The organism is Loktanella salsilacus (assembly GCF_900114485.1).
In the GTDB taxonomy this organism is placed as follows: Bacteria; Pseudomonadota; Alphaproteobacteria; order Rhodobacterales; family Rhodobacteraceae; genus Loktanella; species Loktanella salsilacus.
The window spans coordinates 107,915-132,583 of record NZ_FOTF01000006.1 but is presented as its reverse complement, the minus strand read 5'-3'; the positions used below and the strand labels follow the sequence as shown (position 1 = coordinate 132,583).

The following is a 24,669-nucleotide window of genomic DNA, read 5'->3' as shown; positions in this document are numbered from 1 at the left end:
TAGGCGTCAGTCGTCCGACACGCGCGCCCGGAAAATCAGATCGATGCGGCGGGTGTCGCCTGTGCCCACCCGCGCCGCTGCGGCCTTGTGAAAGCGAAAGCCAATGACGCGACCCCGGCTCAGCGGCAGCGTCGCTCCCAGCAGCGCATCACTCACCGCTGCCGCCGCCCCCTTGGCTGACGCAAAGCCCGCCCGGTCCGTCACCACCGACACCGTGAATTCATGCACCGCGCCCGCGCCGCTGCCGTCAGAGGCATCGGTCACCTTCTCGGTGCCCAGCGCGACATAAAGGGTCGGCACATCCCCCGGCGGCAGCGCGTCAAAGACCGCCGTGCCCACCAGATCGCCTAGCGCCGCATCCGCTGTCAGCCGGGCAAAGACCGCCGCCTGCAGCGCCAAAGACATCGCATAGCTCATCGCGCCACCTCCTCTGCCGCGTGGCAGACCAGATACCGCGCGCGGCTGTCCTGCTCTGTCACCGCCAAAATCGCATAGACGCGGCTGCCTTCGCGAAACCGTTGCCCGGCGATGGGCCGCGCATCGGACCCCGCCTGCGCCGCGCGCACCGTGATCTTCAGCGGCACCCGGCTTAGCTGCAGCGCATTTGCGCCCCGCGCCGCCCCGTTGCCCGCCTTGATCTCGACCCACAGCGTGCCCAGCGGCTGCCAGCTTGTGGCAAAGCCCCCCGCCAGATCAGGCGTGCGCTGGGCGGCCTCTAGCACCAGCTTGCGGTTCAGCACTGGCAAGGTCATGTCCGCCCCCCCATGAACAGGCGCACCGTGCGATAACGTTCGATCAGCCCTGTCACGGTGAACGGCATGCTTGCGCCATGCAGCGCACCATCGCTGCGGTATTCGTAAAAATGCGCCGCCAGCAGCATGACCGCCTGCGCCAGATCAGGCGGCAGGTCCGACCACTCTGGCCCGTAGCCTGCCAGCAAGGTCACATCGACCCGCCCGCCGCGCGGCACACAAGGCAAGGTCGCCCCCACCGCGATCAGCGCAGGCCGCTGCATATCCGGCTCCAGCGCATAGCGCTGCGCCGAGGCGGGCACCGCCGTGCCATTGCGGTCGATCTGCGTCACAGACCCGACCGCGCTGACCGGAGCCAGCGGCAGCGGCTGGCGATCAACCTCGCGCCACGCAGTCACGCTCCAGCGAAACTCCCGCTCTAGCAGCACCTTGCCCGTGCGCGCCTCGATCGACGCCAGCGCCGCACGCAGAAACGCCTCCAGCACCTCGTCCTGCAACCCGTCATCGGCAAAGCCCGACCCCAGTCGCAGATGGTCCTTCAACCCTGCCACCGGAAGCGCGGCGGCTGGCGCGCTGCTTAATTCGACTAACATCATGGAAATTCTCCGCAAATCTTGGTGGCATCTGGGTCTGACCGGTGGTCCGGGTGCGCTGCCACCCCGCATTGCTTGACGGAAGTAAGCAGCTGGACAACGCAGGGGTGTTCTTCCTGCGCAGCGCACCCGGCGTCTGCGCTGCGGCTGCCTCCCCAGGCCCGCAGCGCAGATCCTCGATCAGGCGACCGCGAACTTCAGCAGCTTGATCGCTGCAAAGTCACTGACGGCACCGCCAACGCGCTTGGTGGCATAGAACAGCACATGCGGCTTGGCGCTGAACGGATCGCGCAGCACGCGCAGATCGGGGCGTTCGGCCACAGTGTAACCTGCGCCAAAGTCACCAAAGGCAATCGGCGTGGTGCCATCACCCGCATCGGGCATGTCTTCGGCAATCAGCACCGGATAGCCCAGCAAACGCGCAGGCTCCCCCGATGCCAGACCGTCGGACCACAGGAAACGGCCATCCGCGTCCTTCAGCTTGCGCACTGATCCCGCGGTGCGAGAGTTCATGACAAACACAGCGCCCGCGCGGTATTCAGCGCCTAGCGCATAGACCAGATCGATCATCGCATCGGTCTCGCCCAGCTCGCCATTCACGCCCGTCGGCACATAGCCGATGTTGCCCCAGGTCCAGACGTCGTTATCCACGCTGGGATAGGACAGAATGCCCTTGGGCTTATCCACGCCGTCACCGTTCACAAAGGCAGCCGCTTCAGAACGGGCAAACTTGTCCGCAATGCGCTGCGCCAGCCAGCCTTCGATATCGAACGCGCTATCATCCAGCAGACGCTGGCTTGCCTTGGGCAGCGCCGACAGCTCGTGCAGCGGGATGGTGATGCGGTCGATGACGGGCGTGTCAGTTTCGTCCTGCGATGCGGTCTCGGTCGCCCAGCCCGCACCCATTTCGGTGTGATCCACCAGCACGTCATAAGACGTCGCATCCACATTCACGACATTGGCAATCGCGCGGATGCTGGCCGTCGTGGACAGCGTCGACTTGATCGTGTCCGACGTCTGCGGGTCCACCAGATAACCGCCGTCGCCCGACACCGCTGTCGACATGCCTTTACCTTCCAGCGCCAAACCGCGCAGACCGTCATCCTCGCCAGAGCGCAGATAAGCGGCAAAGGCTTTCTGGTGCGGTGCCTCCAGCTCAGCGCCCATCGCCAGTGCGGGGCGGTTCATCATCATCGTCTTGCGATCCAGCTTGTTCATTCGGTCATCCTGTTTTTGCAAAGTGGCGGAAATGCCGGTGGAAAAGTCTTTAAATTCAGCCACAAAACCGCTGATCGCGGTTCGCAGCTCCTCGGCCGGAGAAGACAAAGCTTCCCCGGTCCGAGACTCTTTCTCGGGTGTCGTCATCATGATCCTCTCGAGGTTGGTTTGGCTGCGATCAGCCTTGGCGCAGCGCCGCCGCGGCATCGGTAAACACCGCCGCCAAATCACGCAGCGCAGCACCGCCCGGGTCCTCGGCCTTGGCCGCAACCCGTGCATCGGGAAGCATGGGGAAGGTCACCAGCGACACCTCCCACAGCTCCAATTCTGACAAAAGGCGCCCGCCCTTGTCGTCCTTTGTGGCCCGCAGCGTGCGATAGCCGATGGACAGCCCGTCAATCGCCCCCGCCGCCACCAGCGCCGCCGCCTCGCGGCCCTTGGCCACATCGGTCAGGATACGCCCCTTGACCCACAGGCCCCGCGCATCCTCGCGCACCTCGTCCCACACGCCAATCGGCTGGGCCGGGTCGTGCTGCCACAGCATCTTGACGCTGCGCCCCTTGGCCTTCAGCTGCGCCAGGGACGCGGCATAGGCCCCCTTGGCCACACGGTCGCCCCCCTGATCGCGCTGTTCAAACAGCGACGCATAGCCCGAAATCTCGGTCCCATCCGTGACCTGCAACACCGTCTCCGGGGCGCAAAACTTATGCTCTAGCGTCATCCTCAATCCCTCCTGTCACTCTTACACTCGCGCCAGATGGCGCAAGATTTCCAGCACCAGCAGACCGCTCGCCCCGCAAGCAAGGCCCCAGACCTGCCATTCCAGCCGCCGCAGCAGACGCTCGATCCCCGACAGGCGCGCGCCAATCTGCGTGTTCCAAGGGTCATCCCCCCGCACGGGCGCATCGCTGCGCGGCGCAACCGTCAGTTTGACGATCTTCTCGCGCATCACTCCACCTCCTGCGCCGGCAGCCCCAGCAACCGCCGCTTTTCCGCGTCGCTTAGGAAACTGGCCTCTGACACCCGCCGCCACTGACTGTCACGCTCGCCCGACAGCGCCGCGATCTGGTCAAGGTCGGGGCGAATATCCAGCCGCTCGCCGCTGAAATCGGACAGCCAGTCTGCAATCGCGCTCGTCACCCGCGTCGCAAGCGGCAGCACCGTTAGCCGGTAAAACGCCCGGTTCGCCTCTTGGTAATTGGCGTAGGTCGCGTCCCCCGGGATCCCCAGCAGCATCGGCGGCACACCAAAGGCAATCGCGATCTCGCGCGCGGCGGCCTCTTTGGTTTTCTGAAACTCCATATCGGAGGGCGAAAAGCCCATCGGCTTCCAGTCAAGGCCCCCTTCCAGCAACATCGGTCGCCCCGCATTGCGCGCGCCTTGATGCTGGCTCTCCATCTCATCCACCAAACGCGTGTACTGATCGTGGCTCAACTGGCTCTGCCCATCCGCGCCGCGATAGATAATCGCGCCAGACGGCCGTGCCGCATTATCCAGCAGCGCCTTGGACCAAGCGCTTGCCGCGTTATGCACATCCACCGCATTCGCTGCCGCCTGCATCGGGCTGAAACCATAGTGGTCGTCTTGCGGATGAAAGCTCTTGATATGACACACGGGGCTGACATCCCCCGCGACGTCAAAGCGCGCCTTGCGCCCGCCGACCGTGTATTCATAGGCGGCAGGCCAGCCATCCGCGCCAGGGATCACCCGCATCCGGTCCGACCGCAGCACATGCATCTCGACCGGCAGACCGCCCTCGCCGACACCTTCCAGATAGGCGTTACCGTTCAGCAAAAGCTGCCCGTAAACCGCCTCCAGCAGCTCTGCCGTGCCCTGCGCGCCGTTAGGACGCGCCAGCAGATCCTGCACCGGATGCGTGTCATACCGCTGCACGCGGTCCTGCACGACCAGCGGCAGCGCAGCTGCCGCCTCTGCAATCAGCTTCACCGCGCGAAATCCCACAGGGTTCGTCAGAAACCCGGACCGCGTCAGCGTGCCCGTATCCCGCGCACCCCATGCCGCCCGGCCATGGCTGGCAATCGCCACCAAAGGACCCGCAGCAGAGGCTTTGACCTCTGGCACCGCCTCCGCGCGCCCAGCCCCCTTGCCGAAGAATTCAAACATCGCCACCTCCTTGGTCCCGCCGCACGTCATTCGATATCAAATGTTCTGACATCCAAATCTGAACGATCCCCGCCCCCACCGCCCGCGCGGCAAAGGCGGGGCGCAACGCCCTACAGGCTGCGCATACGCGGCGCGTGCCAGCCCTGCGCCGGGCCGATCATCAACTCGTGCAGCGCCCAGACCAGCGCATCCACCCGGTCAGGCGACCCTGACCCCGCAAAGCCGCCCGTCGTCATCAGACACATCTGATCCTCGAGCGTGGACAGCCCCCGCACATGCGCCACGCAGCCCTGCTCGTACAGCGCCGCCACAGGCTCGGCCCGCGCCACCTTGCCCTTGATCGCCGTCACCTTGCGATACGGCACCAGCGGGTCGACCTGCCGCACAATCGCCTCGACCATATCGCCGCCCTGATTGACCTCGGCCACCAACCGGTCCGCATTATGCCGCCGCAAGGCCGCCACCGCCGCCCGCGCCCATTCCAGCGGGGATGCCGCCTGCACCGTTGCGTCCTCTAGCACATAGGCTTTCCAGTTCTGCGGCGGCCCCTGTGTGATCGCGCCTGCCACCACGATCCCGCAGGCGTCCGATCCCTTGTGCCCCGTCGTCGGCGGGTCCACCGCCACGATGATCCGGTCCAGCGTGGGCACCGCCGTCACTAGCGCGTCCTCCAGTGCCCCGCTCGACCACAGCGCCCCCGGCGCATCCGACAGCAGCACCCCGTCTAGCTCTTGCCGCCCCTGCCGCGTCCCGGCAAAGCGCCGCTGCACCTCCTCTAGGAACCCCAGCGCAAGGTTCGCCGCATTGGCAAAGGTCGTCGCATGGGTCTGCACCGTGCTGCCCCGCTCCAGCATATCGCGCAGCACCGGCACATTGCGCGGGGTCGTCGTGATGCACGCCCGCGGATCACGCCCCAGCCGCAAACAAAACTCCACCATGTCCCAGGTCGCCTGCCCCTGCTTCCACTTCGCCAACTCGTCCGCCCAGACCGCATCAAACTGCGGCCCGCGCAGCGCCTCTGGGTCAAACGCCGAATACAGGAACGCCACCGCGCCATTTGGCCAACGCAGCATCTTGCGCCCCGCGATCCATTCAGGCCGCCGGTCCTTGGGCGCGCAGGCCATGATGCCACTGTCGCCGAATACCATCACCTCGCGCGCCTGATAATAGGTTTCGCCAATGATCCCCACACGCCGCGCCCGCCCCTTGGCGCGCGGCACTGGCCCCTCGACCATCGACCGCACCCATTCCGCGCCCGCCCGCGTCTTGCCTGCACCCCGCCCGCCAAGGATCACCCAAGACCGCCAGTCACCCTGCGGCGGCAGCTGGTGCGGCATCGCCCAGAACTCAAACAGATGCGGCAGGGCCCGCAGTTCCCGGTCGCTCAGCCCGGCTAAAAACGCCGCCCTCTGTTCGGGCGGCGCGGATGCGATCAAGCCTGCGCCCAATGTCATCGCGGATGTCGTCATGGTTGATGTCCGCGTCGTCCGTGCCTTGCCCGAATTTCTCAATGAACTGTTCCTCGGCTTTCAAAAGGTGAACATGGGTCGCCTGTAGTTCCGCCAGCTTCACGGCATGCGCCTTGGACGGCAGCCCGCCCGGCCCCCCGATCAGTCCAAGTTGTTCAAGAAATGTCGCCTTCAGCGCGGTATAAAACCCCGCCAGCTCGCGCACCCGCGCAAGCGCCTCCGCCCGCCCAAAAGGCGCCGCGTCATCCGGTTCTGTCATATGATTAAAACCTGTCCGAAAGCTTCCGTGACAGTAGAGTCCGTCCCAAGCCCCAATCAGATGGGAGGCAGGCGCAAAGGGATCAGTCTTCCAGCTCGCGCCCAGCCTGCGGCAAAAACCCTAACAAAGCATGAGCCACAAAAAAGGGCTGCACGGTCCTGTTAAGAAACCGTGCAGCCCCAATTTTCGCGCGCAGTCTGGCTTAGTTGCCGCTCGCTTGCTCCGCCTCGATCTTGCGCCACGCCGCAACGTTGCGGTTGTGCTCGTCTAGCGTCACGGCAAAGGCGTGACCGCCGCTGCCATCCGCCACAAAGAACACAAAGTCCGTGGTGTCCGGGTTCAACGCAGCCTCGATGCTGGCCTTACCGGGGTTCGCAATCGGGGTCGGCGGCAGCGCTGGAATCACATAAGTGTTCCACGGCGTCGGCGCATCCAACTCACTGCGGCGCAATCCGCGCCCCAGAATGCCTTCGCCCTTGGTGACGCCGTAAATCACCGCCGGGTCCGTCTGCAACCGCATGCCGCGCTCCAGCCGGTTGACGAAAACACTGGCCACCTGACGCCGCTCTGTCGGCACGCCGGTCTCTTTTTCGACCAAGGACGCCAGGATCAAGGCTTCCTCTGGCGTCGTCACAGGCAGCCCGTCAGCCCGCGCAGCCCAAGCGTCAGCCAAAATCTGCTCCTGCGCCGCCTGCATCCGCGCAATAATCGCCGCCCGGTCACCGCCGGGCAAGAACTCATAGCTGTCGGGCGCAAGGCTACCCTCTGCTGGCGTCTCGGCAATCTCGCCGTCCAGAATATCAATCTCGCGCAGCGCATTGGCAATCTGCCAGCTCGTCACGCCCTCGGCCACAGCCAGACGATAGCGGGTATCAGCCTCTTGCTTGACTGCCTCATACTCTGCCGGGGCTTCGTCCACCGCAGGATCGAACTCTGCCACTTCGGCATAGTTGCTCGTCGCCGGATCCAGCTCGCGCACCTGCACCAGATTGCGCCGCACACCCACGCGGTACACCACTTCGGTGCCGCAAGTGCTTTGCCCGCTGCTGGTCACCAGATCAACGATCTCGGCCATCGACGCGCCTTCGGGCACCAAAAAGCTACCCGCTTTCAGGCTTCCAGACCGATCCGTATAATCAGCCCCCATCCGGAAAATCGCACCAGAGCTGACAGCCCCCTGATCTTCCAGCTGCGCGCTGACCAGCCGCATGTTCGACCCCGGCGCGACCTGCAAACAAATGCCCTGCGCCAAAGGCCCCGCAGCCTTATAAGACTGCGTGCCCCAGACGATCACGCCGGCCCCTAGAAACAGGGCCACAATCAGAAACGTAATGCCGTTCGCCGCAATATGTCGCCACATTAGCGGACTTTCCCCAGCACCAGCGTCGCATTCGTGCCGCCAAAGCCGAAGGAGTTCGACAATACCACGTCGATCTTACGTTCAACCTTGCCGTTTGCGCACAGGTCAACGGTCGTCTCGCAGTCCAGATCCTCAAGGTTGATCGTCGGCGGCGCGACCTGATCGCGGATCGCCAAAACGCCAAAGATCGCCTCGATCGCGCCAGCGGCGCCCAGCAGGTGCCCCGTCATCGACTTGGTCGACGACATCGTCAGCTTTGCTGCCGCTTCTGGTCCAACCAGACGCTCGACCGCGCCCAGCTCGATGGTGTCGGCCATCGTGGACGTGCCATGCGCGTTCACATAGTCGATCTGGCTTGGCTCAATGCCTGCATTGCGGCAGGCCGCCCGCATCGCCCGCTCTGCACCCTCATGATCCGGGGGGGGCGCGGTGATGTGATGCGCATCGCCAGACAGGCCGTAACCCAAGACTTCCGCATAAATCTTCGCACCGCGCGCCTTGGCGTGCTCGTACTCTTCCAGCACCACAATGCCCGCACCTTCGCCCATGACAAAGCCGTCGCGGGTCTTGTCCCAAGGCCGGCTCGCCTTGGCAGGATCATCGGTGTATTTCGTCGAAAGCGCCTTGCAGGCGTTAAAGCCCGCAATACCAATCTTGCAAATCGCCGCTTCCGCGCCGCCCGCAATCATCACATCCGCATCGCCATGCTGGATCAGACGGCTCGCGTCGCCAATCGCATGCGATCCGGTGGAACAGGCCGTCACGACCGAATGGTTCGGCCCGCGGAAACCGTAACGAATGCTGACCTGACCCGAAATCAAGTTAATCAACGCGCCGGGGACAAAGAACGGCGACACGCGGCGCGGGCCCTTCTCTGCCATCATCACAGCCGTGTTGGCGATGGAATTCAAACCGCCAATACCGGACCCGATCAAAACGCCGGTGCGCTCTTGATCTTCGCGCTCTGTCGGCATCCAGCCGCTGTCTTCCACAGCCTGCTGCGCCGCCGCCATGCCGAACAGAATAAAGGTATCAACCTTCCGCTGCTCTTTGGGCTCCATATACTTGTCACCGTTAAAGGTGCCGTTCGTCCCATCACCCAGCGGTACTTCGCAGGCATAGTTCGTCACAAGCCCTTCGGTATCGAAACCCTTGATCGTCCCGGCCCCGGACTGACCGTCCAGAATACGCGACCAGCTTTCCTCAACTCCATCCGCCAGCGGCGTGACAAGTCCAAGTCCTGTTATAACGACGCGGCGCATCATTGATCCCCTCAACACATAATTCCGGCCCTGATACCGCGACAGGGCGCAAATGGGCAAGAGGCGAGCCTCATTCCTGCGTGATCCGCCCAAAGCTTGCCAACGCCGCGCGACACCTCCATCTCCCCCCCCCCTTTCTTCTCGTCACAAATACCTTGGGGGGACGCCGGTTGGTGCGCCACTGGTTCAAGAACCAGCCGGCGGCGGGCAAAGCCCCCAATGGATCGGACCAGCACCGCTGGTCCGATCCCTCATCACTGCACAACAAAAAACGGCCCCCGCTTTACGCAAGGGCCGCTTTAAATCAAAGCCCCCGACCCTCAGGTCAGCGGCAAAGGGATACGCTTACTGCGCGCCCTTGATGAACTTCACGGCATCGCCGAAAGTCTGGATCGTCTCGGCGGCGTCGTCAGGGATCTCGATCCCGAACTCTTCCTCGAAGGCCATGACCAGCTCGACGGTGTCAAGGCTGTCTGCGCCCAGGTCGTCGATGAACGACGCGCTCTCGACAACTTTGTCCTCTTCAACACCAAGGTGCTCCACAACGATTTTGCGTACGCGGTCTTCGACTTCGCTCATGAACAATTCCTCACGTTCCAGATGGGCCGTCACCAATTATCGGTTAATGCCCGGTTGTTGAACTGGCCGCCGAAGGGGCCCGTCCGATGCTGCGTGGCCTATAGCAGAGATTTGGGTGCGCGCAAACGCTTTCCCGCCCCCCGCAAAGGCCTTGCGTCAGAGCATGGCCATTCCGCCATTCACATGCAAGGTCGCACCTGTGACATAGGCCGCTTCCTTGCTGGAAAGATAAAGCACAGCAGCCGCAATCTCTTCGGCCTCGCCCATGCGGCCCGCTGGGATCTGCCCCAGAATCGCACCCTTTTGGTCGTCGTTCAGCTTGTCCGTCATCGCCGTGGCGATGAAACCGGGGGCGACGCAGTTCACGGTGATACCGCGGCTGGCGACCTCATAGGCAATCGACTTGCTCATGCCGACCATGCCCGCCTTGGACGCGGCGTAGTTTGCCTGACCGGGGTTGCCCGTCGCGCCAACCACCGAAGAGATGTTGATGATCCGGCCCCAACGCGCCTTCATCATGCCCCGGATCGCGCCTTTGCACAGACGCATGGTGCTGGTCAGGTTCACATCAAGCACGCTGGACCATTCATCATCCGACATCCGCATGAACAGGTTATCGCGGGTGATGCCCGCGTTGTTCACCAAGATATCCAAGGACCCCATCGCCTCGATCGCCTGCTTAGGCAGGGCTGTGACAGCCTCTGCATCGCTCAGGTTGCAGGGCAGCACATGCACACGGTCGCCCAGCTGCGCCGCCAAGGCCTCCAGCGGCTCTACCCGCGTACCGGACAGACCAACCGTGGCCCCCGCATTATGCAGCGCCGTCGCAATCGCGCCGCCAATGCCGCCGGATGCGCCAGTGACCAGCGCCGTCTTACCTGTCAGATCAAACATTATGCTTCTCCTTTGATGGCGGCGGCGACAGCCACGGCCTCTGCGGCAGTGCCGACATTCGCCGTGCCCGCCTCTTTTGCAATGCGCCGGATCATGCCCGACAGGGCCTTACCGGCCCCAATTTCAATAAATGACGTGACGCCCTGCGCCGCCATCCACTCGACCGACGACGCCCAGCGCACCCGGCCCGCGACTTGGCTGACCAGCTGCGCGCGGATCGTATCCGGGTCCGTCACGGGCAGCGCGGTCACGTTGGCGACCAAGGGCACCGCTGGCGCCTGCATCGGCGTGTCATGCAGCGCGCCACGCATTACATCGGCCGCAGGCTGCATCAAGGCGCAGTGGAACGGCGCAGACACCGGCAGCATCAACGCCCGCTTTGCACCCGCCGCCTTCGCCAGCACCGCCGCCCGCTCGACCGCCGCCACATGGCCAGAGATCACGTTCTGCGCCGGATCGTTTTCATTCGCGAGCTGGCAAACTTCGCCCTGCGCCGCATCCTCTGCAATCTGCGCCACCGTCGCCGCATCCAGGCCAAGGATCGCCGCCATTGCGCCCACGCCCTGCGGCACGGCCTGCTGCATCGCATCACCGCGCACGCGCAGCAGCCGCGCACAATCCGCGATCCCCAGCGCACCAGCGGCGGCCAAGGCACTATATTCCCCCAGCGAATGGCCCGCGACGAAATCCGCATCCGTGATCGCGATGCCTTCCGCCTCTAGCGCGCGCATCGCGGCCATCGACGCCGCCATCAGCGCAGGCTGCGCGTTGCGGGTCAGCGTCAGCGTTTCCAGATTGCCGTCAAAGATCAGCGCCGACAGCGCTTCACCCAGCGCGTCATCGACTTCTTCAAACACGGCACGCGCCGCTGGATAGGCGTTTGCCAGATCCTGCCCCATACCGATGGCCTGTGCGCCTTGCCCTGGAAATACGAATGCCCGCATGGATTTGCCCCTTTTGCTGCGTGTCGGGCATGGGTCTAGCCTGCACCGCGCCGCCGCACAATGCCCCTGCGTCATCGCAAATTGTGCCGCAATGCAGCGCAGGCTATCGTTGGGGCAACTTCGCAAAAGGACGCGCCATGACCCATCCGACCACCTACGGTACAGTGACGAAGGTGCTGCACTGGCTGACCGCCGCCTTGATCCTGACCATCATCCCGCTGGGGATCATCGCGTCCGACATGGCCTATGACACCAACGAGGCGCTCGCCCAAAAGGCGCAGCTTTTCACGATCCACAAAACCCTTGGCGTCGCTGTCTTCTTTGTCGCGCTTGCCCGTATCATCTGGGCACTTAGCCACCCCAAACCCGGCCCCCTGCACCCCGAACGCCGGGCAGAGACGTTGCTGGCAGAGGTGATCCACTGGCTTCTATACGCCGCCCTTGTCATCACCCCCCTGACTGGCTGGATCAGCCATGCCGCCACAACAGGTTTCGCCCCCATCTGGTGGCCGTTCGGCCAATCCCTGCCCTTCGTATCCAAGTCCGATGCGACCGCACATCTGTTCGACAGCTTGCACTGGGTCTTTGGTAAGGTGATGATCGGGGCCCTGCTACTGCACATCGCTGGCGCGCTGAAACATCACATCATCGACCGCGACGCCACGATCCGCCGGATGTGGTTTGGCAAAACCGTCGCGCCTGACGCCGGGTACCACCGCACCCCCATCGCTGCCCCCCTGCTGGCCGCCGCGATCGTCGCCATCGGTGCCCTCACCGCATTTGCCCTGAACGGCCCAGCCGAAGACGCCCCGCAGGCCGCCGCATTGGATCAAGTCGCCTCTGACTGGACGGTTCAAGACGGCTCCCTTGCCATCACCGTCACGCAATTCGGCAAGCCCGTGCAAGGCAGCTTTGCCGACTGGACCGCCGCCATCACCTTTGATCCCGATGCGGACACTGACGCGGGTCAGGTCGAGGTCACCATCGCCATCGGCTCGCTTACCCTCGGCTCTGTCACCGATCAGGCCATGGGCGCGGATTTCTTCAACGCCGAATCCTTCCCCACCGCCACCTTCACCGCGCCGATCACCAAAACGGCGGACGGCTACGTCGCGGACGGCACCCTGACGCTGAAAGACACCGCCGCCCCCGTCACCCTGCCCTTCACCCTGACGCTGGATGGCAACACCGCCACCATGCAGGGCAGCACCACGCTGAACCGCCAAACCTACGCCATCGGCGACAGCATGAATGACGAGACGAACCTTGCCTTCGATGTCACCGTCGACATCGCCCTGACCGCCACCCGGGCCGAATAAGCCCAGCCCTAAAAACCCGCCGCAGTCTGACTGCGGCGGGCATCACGTCACACGCCGCACACATAACACTTGACCGCCATTCATCATATCAATACCTCTCGATATATGGATAAAGAAAACGCCCTCGACGCCTTCGCAGCGCTCAGCCAAGCCACCCGCCTCGACGTCTTCCGCCTTTTGATCAAGGCGGGGGACGCGGGCATGTCGGCCGGCGACATCAGCGACACCCTTAAGGTGCGCCAAAACACGATGTCCGCAAACCTCTCCATTCTGGCCCGCGCGGGCATGATCCGCAGCACCCGCGAAGGGCGCAGCATCCGCTATTTCGCCGACATGGACGGGATGCGCGGCCTGCTCGCCTTTTTGATGGAGGATTGCTGCGGCGGTCGTCCCGACCTGTGCCAACCCGTCATCAACGAAATCGCCTGCGCCTGCTAGGCGCAGATGCCCGCCCCCTGCACATCAGAAAGCCCGACATGACCGACACACCGCTTCCCGCCGCCGCTGGCCTTGGCACCTTTGAACGCTGGCTGTCCGTCTGGGTCGCGCTGGCGATTGGGGCCGGTCTTTTGCTGGGCAACCTCTTTCCCAGCGCCTTTGCCGCCCTCGCGTCGCTGGAAATCGCATCGGTGAACCTGCCCGTCGCGGTGCTGATCTGGGCGATGGTCTATCCGATGATGGTCGGCGTCGACTTCGGCGCGCTGCGGCAGGTGGGCGACAAACCCAAGGGGCTGGTCGTCACGCTGGTGGTCAACTGGCTGATCAAACCCTTCACCATGGCCGCGCTGGGCGTATTGTTCTTTAACTACGTCTTTGCCGGACTGATCCCGCCGGATGACGCGCAGGCCTATCTGGCAGGCGTCATCCTGCTGGGCGCGGCCCCTTGCACGGCGATGGTGTTCGTCTGGTCGAACCTGACGCGCGGCGACGCCACCTATACGCTGGTGCAGGTCAGCGTAAACGATGTGATCATGGTTTTCGCCTTTGCGCCCATCGTCGCCTTTCTGCTGGGTGCGACGAACATTGTCGTCCCATGGGACACCCTGCTGCTGTCCGTCGGTCTTTACGTCATGCTCCCCCTGCTGGCCGGATACCTGACGCGGCAGCGCCTGATCGCGAAGGGAGGAGAGGCCGCCGTCGCCACCTTCAAGTCTCGCGTGCAGCCCTTCTCGATCATCGGCCTACTCGTCACCGTCGTGCTCCTCTTCGCCTTTCAAGGAGAGGTGATCTTCGATCGCCCCCTCGTCATTGCCATGATTGCGGTGCCGCTGCTGATCCAGTCCTACGGCATCTTTTTCATCGCCTATGGCGCGGCGCGCGCTTGGGGTATCCCGTTCAACGTCGCGGCCCCCTGCGCCCTGATCGGCACATCCAACTTCTTTGAACTGGCCGTCGCCGTCGCGATCAGCCTGTTCGGCCTCGGCTCTGGCGCCGCGCTGGCCACCGTTGTCGGCGTCTTGGTCGAAGTGCCGGTGATGCTGTCCCTCGTCGCCTTTGCAAACAAAACACAACACTGGTTTCCCAAAGATAAAGGTGCCGCATGACCATCGTCATCCATCACAATCCAGACTGCGGCACGTCGCGCAACGTGCTGGCGATCATCACGGCCGCAGGGCAAACCCCCACCGTGATCCCCTACCTCGATACTGGGTGGACCCGCCCGCAACTGCTGGCCTTGTTTGCAGCAGCGGGCCTGACACCGCGCACCGCTCTGCGCACATCCAAATCGCCTGCCGCCGAACTGGGCCTGCTGGACCCTGCCGTCGGTGACGACGCCCTGCTGGATGCGATGATCCAGCATCCTATTCTGGTGAACCGCCCCATCGTCTGCTCGCCCAAAGGCGTGCGCCTGTGCCGCCCAAGCGAGGCTGTGCTGGACCTGCTCGACCGCCTGCCCCCCGGCCCGATGACCAAAGAGGACGGCACACCCCTGATTGACGCCGAAGGAAACCGCCTTGACTGACACGCCCAACCTAGACGCCGCGCATTTTGAGGCCCCCGCCCCGGACCGCCTGACCGCACCTGCGCAAAGCGCCCACGCCCCGCGCATCCTGCTGCTCTATGGATCCCTGCGGGACCGGTCATTCAGCCGCCTTGTGACAGAGGAAGCCGCGCGCATCCTGACCCAGCTGGGCGCAGAGGCGCGCACCTATTCCCCCTCTGGCCTGCCACTGCCGGACGATGCGGACGCCAGCCATCCCAAGGTGCAGGAACTGCGCGATCTGGTCACTTGGTCCGAAGGCATGGTCTGGTGTTCCCCCGAACGCCACGGCGCGATGACGGGCATCATGAAAACGCAGATCGACTGGATTCCCCTATCCCTTGGCGGGGTGCGGCCCACGCAGGGCAAGACACTGGCCGTCATGCAGGTCAGCGGCGGCAGCCAAAGCTTCAACACCGTCAACCAGCTGCGCATCCTTGGCCGCTGGATGCGCCTTCTGACAATTCCCAACCAATCCTCGACCCCAAAGGCATTCTTGGAATTCGACGATGCGGGCCGGATGAAGCCGTCGCCCTTCTACGACCGGATCGTCGATGTGATGGAGGAGTTGATGAAGTTCACACTGCTGACCCGCGACAACAAAGAATACCTTGTCGACCGCTATAGCGAACGCAAAGAAAGCGCCGCAGAACTGTCAAAGCGCGTCAATCAAAAGGCGATCTAATCGCCCCTATCAAAAACAAAAAATGCGAGGGCGGCCTGTCCACCCTCGCATCCTTTATCTTAGCCGTTAGCTGCCGCCCGCAACGCATCGCGCCGCAGGCAGCAATCTGGCTTATTCAGCCTTCATCGCCTCGATCGAGATTTTCACGTTCACTTCGTCGCTGACGAAGGGTGCGAACTGGCCGACGTTGTAGTCAGAGCGCAGCAGCGTCGTGGTCGCGTCAAAGCCAGCCCAAGGCTTGCCTTCCATCGGGTGATCGGCCGCTTGGTTCAGCTTGGCGTCCAGAACGACCGACTTGGTCACGTCGTTCAGCGTCAGATCGCCGGTGATCAATGCGGTGTTGTCGCCGGTCACTTCGATGGCGGTGGACTTGAACGTCACCATTTCGTCTTCGGTCGCGCCAAAGAAGTCAGCGGACATGAAGTGCTCGAAACGGGCTTCCCAGCCGGTCATCATGCTGCGCACAGGGAACGCGACTTCAACGGATGAATTGGCAGGATCTTCTTGATCGAACTGGATCGTGCCCTCAAAGCCCGAAAACATGCCCATCCCGGTCGAGAAACCAAGGTGGTTATAGTCGAACACGATCTGGCTGTGGCTGGAGTCCAGCGTATAAGCCTCTGGTGCAGCAAAAGCAGGTGCGGCCAGCAGGGTCATGGCGGCGGCGGACGTCATCAGGATCTTCATAATCTGGTCTCTCCGGTGGTTGGTTAACTTGAACCAACAGATGACGGCACAGACGTCGCAGAGCAATCCAGCAAGAATGAACATGTCCTGTTCGGCGATGCCTCGCCGTTTTGTCGGGCGACGTTAAAGTGCCGCCCGCCGCAAAGTTCTAGGTCCGCTGATTAAGCAACGTCGCGGCTGACGATCAGATCGCGGCCCATCCGGTCACGCAGACGCGCCAGATCAGATTCCGAACCCGACGCAACGGCCAAGGTCCGCGCCGTATTGCGATACCGCAGCATCAGTGTCGCAGTGCCAGCGGTAGGGCGCTGGATAAAGACGCTGCCCACGCAATCAAACCCGTAGCGAGAGATGACAGACATCCCCCCTGTCCGGTTGCGCACAACTTCGCGCACCTCACCCGCCATCGAATCTACCTCGATGTTGATCATGGTGCCCCGGCTCGCGAACCACATCAAAGTGGTGCCGGCGGCCAAAATCAACATGATCGCTGGGATCATGAACACGAAATCCGTCGACCGGCTTGCGAACATCAACGCAACAGACGCAGCAATCAATGCAGCCCCGCCCAGCATCGCGATGGACTGCATGATAACAAGCCGCAGCGGCGGCGCGCCTTCGAGGGTGACGCGGTAGCCCCAATACGCCTCTTGCAGTGCAAAGCCTGTCACAACCATTTCTGCCGGTTTTACGCGGCGCGACGCGACTGAAACGGTGCGGCTGGTATCTGGCATGTCCGTCATGGCTGGACCTTCTCTTTGCTATTGGTTCAAGTTTTATTAGAAAGCCCCGACTTCGCGGCGAAAACATGGCGGCGTTAAGGCTTTGTTAAGTTTTAGCCTTCTGCTCTATTTTCTATCCTTAATTCCCGCCCGTCCGCAGCAGACGCCAATCATCGCCCCGCGCAAGCGGCGGGTTGCGCGATCCACGGCGTTGTGTATAAGCGGCCCACTTCCGCAATGGTTATTCACTGCGCAGTCTCTCGTGGTCGGGGTGCGGAAGTCTTTAGTCCCGTCCTATGAAATGCGTCGAACAATATGAAAAGGAACGCCATGCCGCTTTACGAGCATGTGATGATTGCGCGTCAGGACTTGTCCAACACGCAAGCAGAAGCCCTGATCGAACACTTTGGCACTGTGCTGGCCGACAACGACGGCAAGCTGGTCGACAGTGAATACTGGGGCGTCAAAACGATGGCCTATAAGATCAACAAAAACCGCAAGGGCCACTACGCCTTTCTGCGCTCTGACGCGCCTGCGTCTGCCGTGCAGGAAATGGAACGCCTGATGCGCTTGCATGAAGACGTGATGCGCGTTCTGACCATCAAGGTCGACGCACACGCCGAACTGCCTTCCGTGCAGATGCAAAAGCGCGACGAACGCGACACCCGTCGCGAGCGCCGTTAATTTAGATCAGGAAAGGACCATAAATCATGGCAACGAAACCATTTTTCCGTCGTCGTAAGTCCGATCCGTTCGAGGGCGACGAAGCCCCCGCGATCGATTACAAAGACACTCGCACACTGCAGCGCTACATCTCTGAGCGCGGCAAGATCGTCCCCGCCCGTATCACAGCCGTCGGCTCCAAGAACCAGCGCAAGCTCGCACAAGCGATCAAGCGCGCACGGTTCCTGGCCCTGCTGCCCTACGCCGTGAAGTAAGGAGCATACATCATGCAAATCATTCTTCTGGAACGTGTGGCCAAGCTTGGCCAAATGGGCGAAGTCGTGAACGTCAAGGACGGTTACGCCCGTAACTTCCTGCTGCCACAAGGCAAAGGTCTGCGCGTTAACGCTGCAAACCTGGCCCGCTTCGAAGCTGAAAAAGCTGCCCTGGAAACGCGCAACGCTGAAACGCGTGCGACCGCTCAGGCTGAAGCAGACAAGATCGATGGCGCAACCTTCGTCATCATCCGTTCTGCGTCCGACGCTGGCTCGCTGTACGGCTCCGTCACACCACGTGACGTGGCTGATGCCGCTGCTGAAAACGACTTCAAGATCGACCGCAATCAGGTCGTTCTGCAGGGTCCGATCAAGGATCTGGGCCTGCACGACGTCACGCTGAACCTGCACCCCGAAGTCACGGCAACGGTCACTCTGAACGTCGCCCGCTCCAAGGAAGAGGCAGAGCTTCAGGCCGCCGGCAAGTCCATTCAGGAACTCGCCGCTGAGGAAGAAGCAGCAGCTGAATTCGAAATTCAGGAACTGTTCGACGATCTCGGCTCTGCCGGGAACGACGACGACGAGTAAGTTACTCGACCTGCTACAGTTTAAGGCCGCTCCTTCGAGGGCGGCCTTTTTCGTTGGGCACGCCCTAGTGACCCAGCACCCTTGCCAAGACCGCCCAATCGGACCACATCAGGCCAAGCCCAAAGAGTGTCCCGATGCCCAGCCCCACCAGCAGCTCCCGCTTGACCAATATGCGCAGCGTTTTGCGCAGCAGGACCACGCCCCTGATCGTCGCGACCGCGCTGCTGATGGAAAACATCGACGCCACCGTGCTGTCCACGTCGCTGCCGCAGATCGCCGCCGACCTGAACACCGACCCGATCCACCTGAAACTGGCGCTGACGTCCTACCTGCTGGCGCTTGCCGTGTTCATTCCCGCCTCTGGCTGGGCTGCTGACCGCTTTGGCGTGCGCCGCGTGTTCCGCCTTGCGATCATCACCTTCGCGCTGGGCTCTGTCGCCTGTGCGATGGCCCCGACGCTGGGCACCCTGATTCTGGCGCGCATTGCCCAAGGCATTGGCGGCTCGATGATGGTTCCCGTCGGACGCCTGATCGTACTGCGCGCCGTGCCAAAGGCAGGCCTTGTCAACGCGTTGGCATGGCTCACCGTGCCGGCGCTGATTGGCCCGGTGCTAGGCCCACCCTTGGGCGGTTTCATCACGACCTACGCCGACTGGCGCTGGATCTTCTGGATCAACATCCCCATCGCGGGCCTTGGCCTTGCGCCCGTGCCGCTGCTGGTCGCCCTGATCGGGACAGGCGCCGCCCTCACGCTCGCCTATGTGCGCCACGCCCGCATCACCCCCACGCCGCTGGTGGACCTGCGCCTGCTGCGCATCCCCACCTTCCGCGTCGCCACCATCGGCGGCACCCTATTCCGTGTCGGCGGCGGCGCACTGCCGTTCCTGCTGCCGCTGATGTTTCAAATCGGCTTCGGCCTTAGCGCGTTTCAATCCGGCATGATGACCTTTGCCACCGGCATCGGTGCGATGCTGATGAAGTTCATCGCCCAGCCCATCCTGCGCCGCTTCGGCTTTCGCCGGGTGCTGGTCGTGAACGCCGCACTGGCCGCACTGATGTTGCTGGCCCCCGCAGGCTTCACACCGCAAACACCTTATTTGCTGGTGATCGCCACGCTGTTTGTCGGCGGCATCTGCCGCTCGCTGCAATTCACAGCCATCAACGCCATTGCCTATTCCGACGTAGAGCCGCCGCAAATGGGCAGTGCGACCAGCTTTAATTCAGTCCTGCAACAGCTGTCAGCCTCCATGGGCATCACCCTCGCCGCCTTCGGGCTAGAGGCGATGCAGGGCATCTATGGCGGCGCGGCCATCGACATCGACCACTTTCCAGCGGTCTTTGCGATGCTGGCGCTCGTCTCGGTCTCGTCAACCATCTGGTTCTTGCGCCTCACGCCCACGGCGGGTGCCTCTGTCCTCGCGCGGGACCCCGCCCGCGCGTAATATTTGACCTTTCGTTAAAATATCTCCGCCCAAGGCACCAAAATGCTGCGCTGCGTCGTGACAGCGTTACCAAAGACAGCGCAGGATTGACCTATTCAAACCCTGCGAAAGTCTGAACCCTCATGTCCTTTACCCTGTCCCGCCGTTCCTTTCTGGCCTCGACCGCCGGTTTCATCGCGCTGCACCCGTTTTCTGCGCGCGCGCAAGCAAACCAAGTCCACCTGCGCCTGATGGAAACCACCGACCTGCACGTACATGTCTTTCCCTACGACTACTACTCGGACCAGCCCGTCGACACGGTCGGCCTCGCGCGGACAGCGTCCATCATCGAAAACACCCGCGCCGAATCGACAAACTCCCTTCTGCTCGACAACGGCGACTTCCTACAGGGCAACCCGATGGGCGATTACATCGCCTATGAACGCGGCATGAAAGAAGGCGACATGCACCCGGTCATCGCCGCGATGAACACGCTGGGCTTTGACGCATCCACCTTGGGCAACCACGAATTCAACTATGGCCTGGATTTCCTAACAAAATCCTTAGCCAGGGCGAATTATCCGGTGGTCAGCGCCAACGTGGTGAAAACCATGGGCGCGACCCCGCTGGACGATGACACGCTGATCCCCCCCTACATCATCATCGACCGCGAACTGACTGATGGCGCTGGCGAAAAGCATGCCATCAAGATCGGCCTGATCGGCTTTGTGCCGCCGCAGATCATGAACTGGGACCGCCAACATCTGGATGGCAAAGTCCAAACCCGCGATATCGTTGCCACCGCGCAGGCTTACGTGCCGCAGATGAAGGAACAAGGTGCGCAAATCATCATCGCCCTGTCCCATTCAGGCATCGGCGCGGCGACCGCGACGGACGGTATGGAAAACGCCTCTATCCCGCTGGCTGGCGTTGAAGGAATCGATGCGGTGATGACAGGCCACAGCCACCTTGTCTTCCCGTCCTCAAGCTACGATGGCTTTGACGGTGTCGACGTCGCTGCTGGCACGCTGATGGGCAAACCGGCTGTCATGGGCGGGTTCTGGGGCAGCCACATGGGCATGATCGACCTGATGCTGGAACGCGACGGCAGCGATTGGAAAATCGTCAGCCATACCTCAGAGGCGCGTCCGATTTCCCAGCGCAACGAAGATCGCAGCATTACCGCCTTGGTTGAAAGCGATCAAAAAGTGCTGGACGCCGTGCAGCAGCAACACGACGAAACGCTGGAATACGTCCGCCGTGCCGTCGGCCAGACCGATGCGCCGCTTTACAGCTACTTTGCGCTAGTCGCCGATGATCCGTCCGTCCAGATCGTGTCGAACGCCCAGACATGGTACATTAAGAAGATGATGCAAGGCACTGAAAACGATGGGCTTCCCATCATTTCCGCAGCAGCCCCGTTCAAGGCAGGCGGTCGCCAAGGGCCGGAATACTACACCGACGTGCCCAAGGGCGATGTGGCGATCAAGAACGTCGCTGACCTGTATCTGTATCCCAACACGGTCCGCGCGGTGAAGATCACCGGCGCGCAGGTTAAGGACTGGCTGGAGCGGAGCGCAGGCATGTTCAACCAGATTGCGGAGGGCGCACAAGACGCGCCGCTGCTCAACGCAGAATTCCCCAGCTACAACTTCGACGTTATCGACGGCGTCACCTATCAGATCGACCTCAGCCAACCGTCCAAGTTTGATCGTGAAGGTGCCGTGGTCGCCGCGGATGCAAACCGCATCATCGACTTGAAGTTCAACGGCGAACCCATTGATCCCACTGCGGAATTCATCGTTGCCACCAACAACTACCGCGCCAGTGGCGGCGGCAGTTTCCCCGGCGCTGACGGCAGCACCATCGTGTTCGAAGGCCCGGACACCAACCGCGACGTCATCGTGCGTTATATCGTCGATCAAGGCACAATCAGCCCTAACGCGGACGCGAACTGGTCGTTCAAACCGATGCCAGGCACCACGGCGATGTTCGAAACCGGCCCCAAAGCGGCCGCATACGCTGAAACGATTGAGAGCGTCTCGCTCGAACCCGCTGGCAATACGCCAGAAGGCTTCGCGCTGTACCGCATGATTCTGTAGGCAAAACCGGGCCATCCGCCTTGCGGGTGGTCCATCAATACCCGGCGTAGGTCTGTAAATTCAGCCGCGCCCGGCATTGCACACCATCCACTGTGCCAACCCAAACCGCGATTTTACCGCGGCCCGGATGGCGCAGAATCAACCGTGGCTGCCCCGCACCCCGGCCGCTATCGTCAAAATACCAATGACCATCCTCGGTGCGCACCAGCAGCCCCGTCGGGCAATCGCCCTCGGCGCGAATCTCCATCGCGAGGCCGATCATCCCGCTCAGATCAGCGCTAAAGCTTGGCGCATCATTGAACATCACCGCAGGCACCTGCGGCAACGCGATGTGATCGCATCCCGCCAGCCCGGCCTTGCCACCGGCAAAGACGCGGCGATTCTGTCCCAGCCGCAGCGCGGCCCCGTTACTGCTGATCTGCCGCGCGGTGGCCATGTCGGGATTTGGACAAGCCACAGCCGCGCCAACCATCTGTGTCACAGCAAAAAATATGCCAAGCACTGCAATGCGCCAAAAGGACATCACCGCCCCTAATATCTAAAGGAATTGTGCGGCCAATATGCCGCCTATCCCTTAGATATGCGGCATCCGCCCCAAGGCAACAAGGGCAAACGAAAAATGGCACCCCGATCCGGGGTGCCATTCCAACAAGCCTTCGTGAATGAAGGGCTTGGTTTAGTCTTCGCTTTCCAGCGCCTCAACGGCGGTCTGCAGCTCTTCTTTGGTGACGGTCTTTTCAGTGACAGTCGCCTTTTCAAAGATGTGGTCGACGACCTTATCTTCGAACATCGGCGCCTGCAGCTGCTGGCGGAACTGGGCGTTCTGCTGCACGAACTCAAAGAACTGACGCTCTTGGCCCGGGTACTGACGTGCCTGGTTCATGATCGCCTGCGTCATTTCCTGATCGCTGACCTTCACTTCTGCGTTCTGACCGATGTCAGCCAGCAGCAAGCCCAGCTTTACCCGGCGCTGCGCGAGCGTCTTGTGCTCGTCGGTCGGGTTGATTTCTGGGTGATCGTGGCCCTGAACGTCAGGGTTCTCTTCGTGCCACAGCTGGTGCGCGATCTGGTTTGCTTCAGCTTCGACCAGCGATTCTGGCAGATCGAAAGACACCAGCGTGTCCAGCTCGTCCAGCAGCTTGCGCTTGGCGATGGCACGGGACGCACCGTTGTATTCAGCTTCCAGACGCTCACGGATCTGGCCCTTCAGGGCGTCCAGATCTTCTGCGCCGAACTTCTTGGCCAACTCGTCGTCGATTTCCGGTGCATTCGCAGCGCGGACTTCTTTAACGGTCACATCAAACACGGCTTCTTTGCCGGCCAGATGGGCAGCCTGATACTCAGCAGGGAAGCTGACCGTGACGGCCTTTTCTTCGCCAGCTTTCGTGCCGACCAGCTGATCCTCGAAACCGGGGATGAAGCTGTTGGAGCCCAGAACCAGCGGATAATCGTCGCCTGCGCCGCCTTCAAAGGCTTCGCCGTCGATTTTACCCACGAAGTCGATCACAACTTGATCGTTGTTCTCTGCTGCTGCGTCTTTTGCCTCATAGGCAACAGCCTGCGGGCTTTCAGCCAGATTCTTCAGCGCTTCTTCAACAGCCGAATCGTCTGCTTTAACGACCATACGCTCCAGCTTGACCTTGCTCAGGTCAGTTTCTGGCACATCGGGCAGCTTTTCGTAGGACACGTTGACGACGACATCGTCGCCCTCTTTCCAGTCCTCGTTGGCCATCTTCATCTCGGGCTGTGCCGCGGGACGGTCGCCAGAGGTGGTCATGTGCTCGTTCAATGCACCGTCGATGGCTTCTTGCATCGCTTCGCCCATCAGGCGCGGGCCAAACTGCTTGCGCATCATGGCCATTGGGACTTTGCCCTTGCGGAAACCCTTCATCTCGACTTCGGGTTGCGCTTCTTTCAGCTTGCCGACCACTTTGTCGTCAAGTTCAGCTGCCGTCACCGTAATGGTGTATCCGCGCTTGAGGCCGTCGTTCTGGGTCTCTTTGACCTGCATGGGTTTTCCTTCTGTCTATAAATCTTGGTGCGGGTGAGAGGACTCGAACCTCCACGCCTTGCGGCGCCAGAACCTAAATCTGGTGCGTCTACCATTCCGCCACACCCGCATTAAAACAGGGGCGAATTTCATTCACCCCCGGCTTTGCGCGGTGTCTATCAAAGGTCACACAGGGATGCGAGTGCAAATCGTCATCCTCAAAAAGGCGGGACTCTGCCCTTTTTACGCCTTAGTTCTAAACCAGAGATTGAGGCAGACATTAGCAAGAGCGGGAAACACGCCATGCAGACCGGGACAATGACACGCGACACCGTCGCAAAAGCAGCCGTAACCCTGACATCCGGGATATGTGCAGAGACGACGATTCTGACACTGAACGGAGAGATGTGCGTCGAGGACCTGACGTCAGGTACCCGCATCATCACCCGCGACAGCGGTATGGCTGTCCTGCGGTCGATCACGTCGGAAACCCTGCGTGTTGCACCGATCCGCATCAAGGCCGGCAGCCTTGGCCACACCCGCCCCGACCGCGACATGCTGGTCGCACCGGGCACCCAGATCCACATCCGCGACTGGCGCGCAGAGGCGCTGTTTGGCAGCCCCGCCGCCATGGTAGAGGCACAGCGCCTTGTCGACGGCGAATTCCTTGCCGTGCAAGACGCCTGCGAGATGACAGTCTACACCCTGACATTCGACCGCCAGCACATTGTCTATGCTGACGGAATCGAGATGGCGTCCGCCGCCGTCTAAACTCTTCATGT

General features: G+C 62.1%; 29 protein-coding genes and 1 tRNA gene. 11 read left to right on the top strand and 19 right to left on the bottom strand.

Going from position 1 to position 24,669, the window contains the following annotated elements:
- Positions 1-6: 6 nt before the first annotated feature.
- The 14 genes from BM131_RS06995 to fabD all read right to left on the bottom strand — a co-directional run bounded on the left by BM131_RS06995 (position 7) and on the right by fabD (position 11,454).
- On the bottom strand, positions 7-417 hold the full coding sequence (locus tag BM131_RS06995) for a DUF3168 domain-containing protein (protein ID WP_090187549.1): 411 nt from the start codon (positions 415-417) through the stop codon (positions 7-9).
- Positions 414-752 carry a head-tail adaptor protein gene (locus BM131_RS06990; protein WP_090187548.1) on the bottom strand — a complete coding sequence of 113 codons (339 nt, stop codon included), beginning with the start codon at positions 750-752 and terminating at the stop codon, positions 414-416. Before BM131_RS06990 ends, BM131_RS06995 begins: the two co-directional genes overlap by 4 nt.
- Positions 749-1,348, bottom strand: a complete 600-nt coding sequence (locus BM131_RS06985) for a head-tail connector protein (RefSeq protein WP_090187547.1) — start codon at positions 1,346-1,348, stop codon at positions 749-751. The genes BM131_RS06990 and BM131_RS06985 overlap by 4 nt, the downstream gene beginning before the upstream one ends.
- Positions 1,349-1,525: 177 nt before the next feature.
- Positions 1,526-2,710: a phage major capsid protein gene (locus tag BM131_RS06980; protein WP_090187762.1), complete on the bottom strand. Its 1,185-nt coding sequence runs from the start codon at positions 2,708-2,710 to the stop codon at positions 1,526-1,528.
- Positions 2,711-2,741: 31 nt separating this feature from the next.
- Positions 2,742-3,284: an HK97 family phage prohead protease gene (locus BM131_RS06975; protein WP_090187545.1), complete on the bottom strand. Its 543-nt coding sequence runs from the start codon at positions 3,282-3,284 to the stop codon at positions 2,742-2,744.
- A 21-nt stretch (positions 3,285-3,305) separates the two neighbouring features.
- Complete coding sequence (locus BM131_RS06970) at positions 3,306-3,512, bottom strand: hypothetical protein (protein ID WP_090187543.1); 207 nt, start codon at positions 3,510-3,512, stop codon at positions 3,306-3,308.
- The gene (locus BM131_RS06965) at positions 3,512-4,687 is read right to left on the bottom strand and encodes a phage portal protein (RefSeq protein WP_090187540.1); all 1,176 of its coding nucleotides are present in this window, start codon (positions 4,685-4,687) and stop codon (positions 3,512-3,514) included. The genes BM131_RS06970 and BM131_RS06965 overlap by 1 nt, the downstream gene beginning before the upstream one ends.
- A 110-nt stretch (positions 4,688-4,797) precedes the next feature.
- The gene (locus BM131_RS06960; protein WP_090187539.1) at positions 4,798-6,141 is read right to left on the bottom strand and encodes a DNA-packaging protein; all 1,344 of its coding nucleotides are present in this window, start codon (positions 6,139-6,141) and stop codon (positions 4,798-4,800) included.
- Positions 6,035-6,415, bottom strand: coding sequence for a hypothetical protein (locus tag BM131_RS20490; protein WP_090187536.1), 381 nt, complete (start codon positions 6,413-6,415; stop codon positions 6,035-6,037). The genes BM131_RS06960 and BM131_RS20490 overlap by 107 nt, the downstream gene beginning before the upstream one ends.
- 202 nt (positions 6,416-6,617) lie before the next feature.
- Positions 6,618-7,775 (bottom strand): endolytic transglycosylase MltG, encoded by a 1,158-nt coding sequence (gene mltG / locus BM131_RS06950; RefSeq protein WP_090187533.1) that lies wholly within the window; start codon positions 7,773-7,775, stop codon positions 6,618-6,620.
- The gene (gene fabF, locus BM131_RS06945) at positions 7,775-9,037 is read right to left on the bottom strand and encodes a beta-ketoacyl-ACP synthase II (protein WP_090187759.1); all 1,263 of its coding nucleotides are present in this window, start codon (positions 9,035-9,037) and stop codon (positions 7,775-7,777) included. The genes mltG and fabF overlap by 1 nt, the downstream gene beginning before the upstream one ends.
- Before the next feature lie 345 nt (positions 9,038-9,382).
- Complete coding sequence (locus tag BM131_RS06940; protein WP_090187530.1) at positions 9,383-9,616, bottom strand: acyl carrier protein; 234 nt, start codon at positions 9,614-9,616, stop codon at positions 9,383-9,385.
- A 156-nt stretch (positions 9,617-9,772) separates the two neighbouring features.
- Complete coding sequence (fabG, locus tag BM131_RS06935) at positions 9,773-10,510, bottom strand: 3-oxoacyl-[acyl-carrier-protein] reductase (RefSeq protein WP_090187527.1); 738 nt, start codon at positions 10,508-10,510, stop codon at positions 9,773-9,775.
- Positions 10,510-11,454 carry an ACP S-malonyltransferase gene (fabD, locus tag BM131_RS06930; RefSeq protein WP_090187524.1) on the bottom strand — a complete coding sequence of 315 codons (945 nt, stop codon included), beginning with the start codon at positions 11,452-11,454 and terminating at the stop codon, positions 10,510-10,512. The genes fabG and fabD overlap by 1 nt, the downstream gene beginning before the upstream one ends.
- 137 nt (positions 11,455-11,591) lie before the next feature.
- Here fabD and BM131_RS06925 point away from each other — a divergent pair, with 137 nt between their 5' ends.
- From BM131_RS06925 to arsH, 5 genes are all read left to right on the top strand, one after another.
- On the top strand, positions 11,592-12,773 hold the full coding sequence (locus BM131_RS06925; protein WP_090187521.1) for a cytochrome b/b6 domain-containing protein: 1,182 nt from the start codon (positions 11,592-11,594) through the stop codon (positions 12,771-12,773).
- 105 nt (positions 12,774-12,878) lie between these two features.
- Complete coding sequence (locus BM131_RS06920) at positions 12,879-13,211, top strand: ArsR/SmtB family transcription factor (RefSeq protein WP_090187518.1); 333 nt, start codon at positions 12,879-12,881, stop codon at positions 13,209-13,211.
- Between the two features lie 38 nt (positions 13,212-13,249).
- A complete protein-coding gene (arsB, locus tag BM131_RS06915) occupies positions 13,250-14,317 on the top strand; it encodes an ACR3 family arsenite efflux transporter (protein ID WP_090187516.1) in 1,068 nt (355 codons plus the stop codon).
- Positions 14,314-14,736 (top strand): arsenate reductase (glutaredoxin), encoded by a 423-nt coding sequence (arsC, locus tag BM131_RS06910; RefSeq protein WP_090187513.1) that lies wholly within the window; start codon positions 14,314-14,316, stop codon positions 14,734-14,736. Before arsB ends, arsC begins: the two co-directional genes overlap by 4 nt.
- Positions 14,729-15,439: an arsenical resistance protein ArsH gene (gene arsH / locus BM131_RS06905; RefSeq protein WP_090187511.1), complete on the top strand. Its 711-nt coding sequence runs from the start codon at positions 14,729-14,731 to the stop codon at positions 15,437-15,439. Before arsC ends, arsH begins: the two co-directional genes overlap by 8 nt.
- 111 nt (positions 15,440-15,550) lie before the next feature.
- Here arsH and BM131_RS06900 read toward each other — a convergent pair whose 3' ends face one another.
- Both BM131_RS06900 and BM131_RS06895 read right to left on the bottom strand, forming a co-directional pair.
- Positions 15,551-16,126 (bottom strand): YceI family protein, encoded by a 576-nt coding sequence (locus BM131_RS06900; protein WP_090187508.1) that lies wholly within the window; start codon positions 16,124-16,126, stop codon positions 15,551-15,553.
- Between the two features lie 161 nt (positions 16,127-16,287).
- Entirely contained in the window at positions 16,288-16,869 is a 582-nt protein-coding gene (locus tag BM131_RS06895) for a hypothetical protein (protein WP_090187507.1), read from the bottom strand.
- Positions 16,870-17,178: 309 nt separating this feature from the next.
- Between BM131_RS06895 and rpsF the strand changes: the two genes are divergently transcribed.
- From rpsF to BM131_RS06870, 5 genes are all read left to right on the top strand, one after another.
- Positions 17,179-17,532, top strand: coding sequence for a 30S ribosomal protein S6 (rpsF, locus tag BM131_RS06890; protein ID WP_090187504.1), 354 nt, complete (start codon positions 17,179-17,181; stop codon positions 17,530-17,532).
- 26 nt (positions 17,533-17,558) lie between these two features.
- Entirely contained in the window at positions 17,559-17,786 is a 228-nt protein-coding gene (rpsR, locus tag BM131_RS06885) for a 30S ribosomal protein S18 (protein WP_090187501.1), read from the top strand.
- 12 nt (positions 17,787-17,798) lie between these two features.
- Positions 17,799-18,374: a 50S ribosomal protein L9 gene (rplI, locus tag BM131_RS06880; protein WP_090187499.1), complete on the top strand. Its 576-nt coding sequence runs from the start codon at positions 17,799-17,801 to the stop codon at positions 18,372-18,374.
- Positions 18,375-18,508: 134 nt separating this feature from the next.
- Positions 18,509-19,816 carry an MDR family MFS transporter gene (locus BM131_RS06875; protein WP_245754157.1) on the top strand — a complete coding sequence of 436 codons (1,308 nt, stop codon included), beginning with the start codon at positions 18,509-18,511 and terminating at the stop codon, positions 19,814-19,816.
- 122 nt (positions 19,817-19,938) lie between these two features.
- The gene (locus BM131_RS06870; RefSeq protein WP_090187497.1) at positions 19,939-21,897 is read left to right on the top strand and encodes a bifunctional 2',3'-cyclic-nucleotide 2'-phosphodiesterase/3'-nucleotidase; all 1,959 of its coding nucleotides are present in this window, start codon (positions 19,939-19,941) and stop codon (positions 21,895-21,897) included.
- Positions 21,898-21,931: 34 nt separating this feature from the next.
- On the opposite strand, the gene BM131_RS06865 is transcribed toward BM131_RS06870, so the two are convergent.
- From BM131_RS06865 to BM131_RS06855, 3 genes are all read right to left on the bottom strand, one after another.
- A complete protein-coding gene (locus tag BM131_RS06865) occupies positions 21,932-22,420 on the bottom strand; it encodes a hypothetical protein (RefSeq protein WP_090187494.1) in 489 nt (162 codons plus the stop codon).
- A gap of 153 nt (positions 22,421-22,573) precedes the next feature.
- A complete protein-coding gene (tig, locus tag BM131_RS06860) occupies positions 22,574-23,908 on the bottom strand; it encodes a trigger factor (protein WP_090187491.1) in 1,335 nt (444 codons plus the stop codon).
- Positions 23,909-23,933: 25 nt separating this feature from the next.
- Positions 23,934-24,017, bottom strand: a tRNA-Leu gene (locus BM131_RS06855).
- Positions 24,018-24,190: 173 nt separating this feature from the next.
- On the opposite strand from BM131_RS06855, the gene BM131_RS06850 reads away from it, so the two are divergent.
- Positions 24,191-24,658 carry a Hint domain-containing protein gene (locus BM131_RS06850; protein WP_090187488.1) on the top strand — a complete coding sequence of 156 codons (468 nt, stop codon included), beginning with the start codon at positions 24,191-24,193 and terminating at the stop codon, positions 24,656-24,658.
- Positions 24,659-24,669: the final 11 nt, after the last annotated feature.

What these genes read in the sequence shown, in the direction of transcription:
- BM131_RS06995 (WP_090187549.1), bottom strand. Translation starts at nt 417, where the DNA reads ATGAGCTATGCGATGTCTTTGGCGCTGCAGGCGGCGGTCTTTGCCCGG.
- BM131_RS06990 (WP_090187548.1), bottom strand. Translation starts at nt 752, where the DNA reads ATGACCTTGCCAGTGCTGAACCGCAAGCTGGTGCTAGAGGCCGCCCAG.
- BM131_RS06985 (WP_090187547.1), bottom strand. Translation starts at nt 1,348, where the DNA reads ATGATGTTAGTCGAATTAAGCAGCGCGCCAGCCGCCGCGCTTCCGGTG.
- BM131_RS06980 (WP_090187762.1), bottom strand. Translation starts at nt 2,710, where the DNA reads ATGACGACACCCGAGAAAGAGTCTCGGACCGGGGAAGCTTTGTCTTCT.
- BM131_RS06975 (WP_090187545.1), bottom strand. Translation starts at nt 3,284, where the DNA reads ATGACGCTAGAGCATAAGTTTTGCGCCCCGGAGACGGTGTTGCAGGTC.
- BM131_RS06970 (WP_090187543.1), bottom strand. Translation starts at nt 3,512, where the DNA reads ATGCGCGAGAAGATCGTCAAACTGACGGTTGCGCCGCGCAGCGATGCG.
- BM131_RS06965 (WP_090187540.1), bottom strand. Translation starts at nt 4,687, where the DNA reads ATGTTTGAATTCTTCGGCAAGGGGGCTGGGCGCGCGGAGGCGGTGCCA.
- BM131_RS06960 (WP_090187539.1), bottom strand. Translation starts at nt 6,141, where the DNA reads ATGACATTGGGCGCAGGCTTGATCGCATCCGCGCCGCCCGAACAGAGG.
- BM131_RS20490 (WP_090187536.1), bottom strand. Translation starts at nt 6,415, where the DNA reads ATGACAGAACCGGATGACGCGGCGCCTTTTGGGCGGGCGGAGGCGCTT.
- mltG (WP_090187533.1), bottom strand. Translation starts at nt 7,775, where the DNA reads ATGTGGCGACATATTGCGGCGAACGGCATTACGTTTCTGATTGTGGCC.
- fabF (WP_090187759.1), bottom strand. Translation starts at nt 9,037, where the DNA reads ATGCGCCGCGTCGTTATAACAGGACTTGGACTTGTCACGCCGCTGGCG.
- BM131_RS06940 (WP_090187530.1), bottom strand. Translation starts at nt 9,616, where the DNA reads ATGAGCGAAGTCGAAGACCGCGTACGCAAAATCGTTGTGGAGCACCTT.
- fabG (WP_090187527.1), bottom strand. Translation starts at nt 10,510, where the DNA reads ATGTTTGATCTGACAGGTAAGACGGCGCTGGTCACTGGCGCATCCGGC.
- fabD (WP_090187524.1), bottom strand. Translation starts at nt 11,454, where the DNA reads ATGCGGGCATTCGTATTTCCAGGGCAAGGCGCACAGGCCATCGGTATG.
- BM131_RS06925 (WP_090187521.1), top strand. Translation starts at nt 11,592, where the DNA reads ATGACCCATCCGACCACCTACGGTACAGTGACGAAGGTGCTGCACTGG.
- BM131_RS06920 (WP_090187518.1), top strand. Translation starts at nt 12,879, where the DNA reads ATGGATAAAGAAAACGCCCTCGACGCCTTCGCAGCGCTCAGCCAAGCC.
- arsB (WP_090187516.1), top strand. Translation starts at nt 13,250, where the DNA reads ATGACCGACACACCGCTTCCCGCCGCCGCTGGCCTTGGCACCTTTGAA.
- arsC (WP_090187513.1), top strand. Translation starts at nt 14,314, where the DNA reads ATGACCATCGTCATCCATCACAATCCAGACTGCGGCACGTCGCGCAAC.
- BM131_RS06900 (WP_090187508.1), bottom strand. Translation starts at nt 16,126, where the DNA reads ATGAAGATCCTGATGACGTCCGCCGCCGCCATGACCCTGCTGGCCGCA.
- BM131_RS06895 (WP_090187507.1), bottom strand. Translation starts at nt 16,869, where the DNA reads ATGACGGACATGCCAGATACCAGCCGCACCGTTTCAGTCGCGTCGCGC.
- rpsF (WP_090187504.1), top strand. Translation starts at nt 17,179, where the DNA reads ATGCCGCTTTACGAGCATGTGATGATTGCGCGTCAGGACTTGTCCAAC.
- rpsR (WP_090187501.1), top strand. Translation starts at nt 17,559, where the DNA reads ATGGCAACGAAACCATTTTTCCGTCGTCGTAAGTCCGATCCGTTCGAG.
- rplI (WP_090187499.1), top strand. Translation starts at nt 17,799, where the DNA reads ATGCAAATCATTCTTCTGGAACGTGTGGCCAAGCTTGGCCAAATGGGC.
- BM131_RS06875 (WP_245754157.1), top strand. Translation starts at nt 18,509, where the DNA reads ATGCCCAGCCCCACCAGCAGCTCCCGCTTGACCAATATGCGCAGCGTT.
- BM131_RS06870 (WP_090187497.1), top strand. Translation starts at nt 19,939, where the DNA reads ATGTCCTTTACCCTGTCCCGCCGTTCCTTTCTGGCCTCGACCGCCGGT.
- BM131_RS06865 (WP_090187494.1), bottom strand. Translation starts at nt 22,420, where the DNA reads ATGTCCTTTTGGCGCATTGCAGTGCTTGGCATATTTTTTGCTGTGACA.
- tig (WP_090187491.1), bottom strand. Translation starts at nt 23,908, where the DNA reads ATGCAGGTCAAAGAGACCCAGAACGACGGCCTCAAGCGCGGATACACC.
- BM131_RS06850 (WP_090187488.1), top strand. Translation starts at nt 24,191, where the DNA reads ATGCAGACCGGGACAATGACACGCGACACCGTCGCAAAAGCAGCCGTA.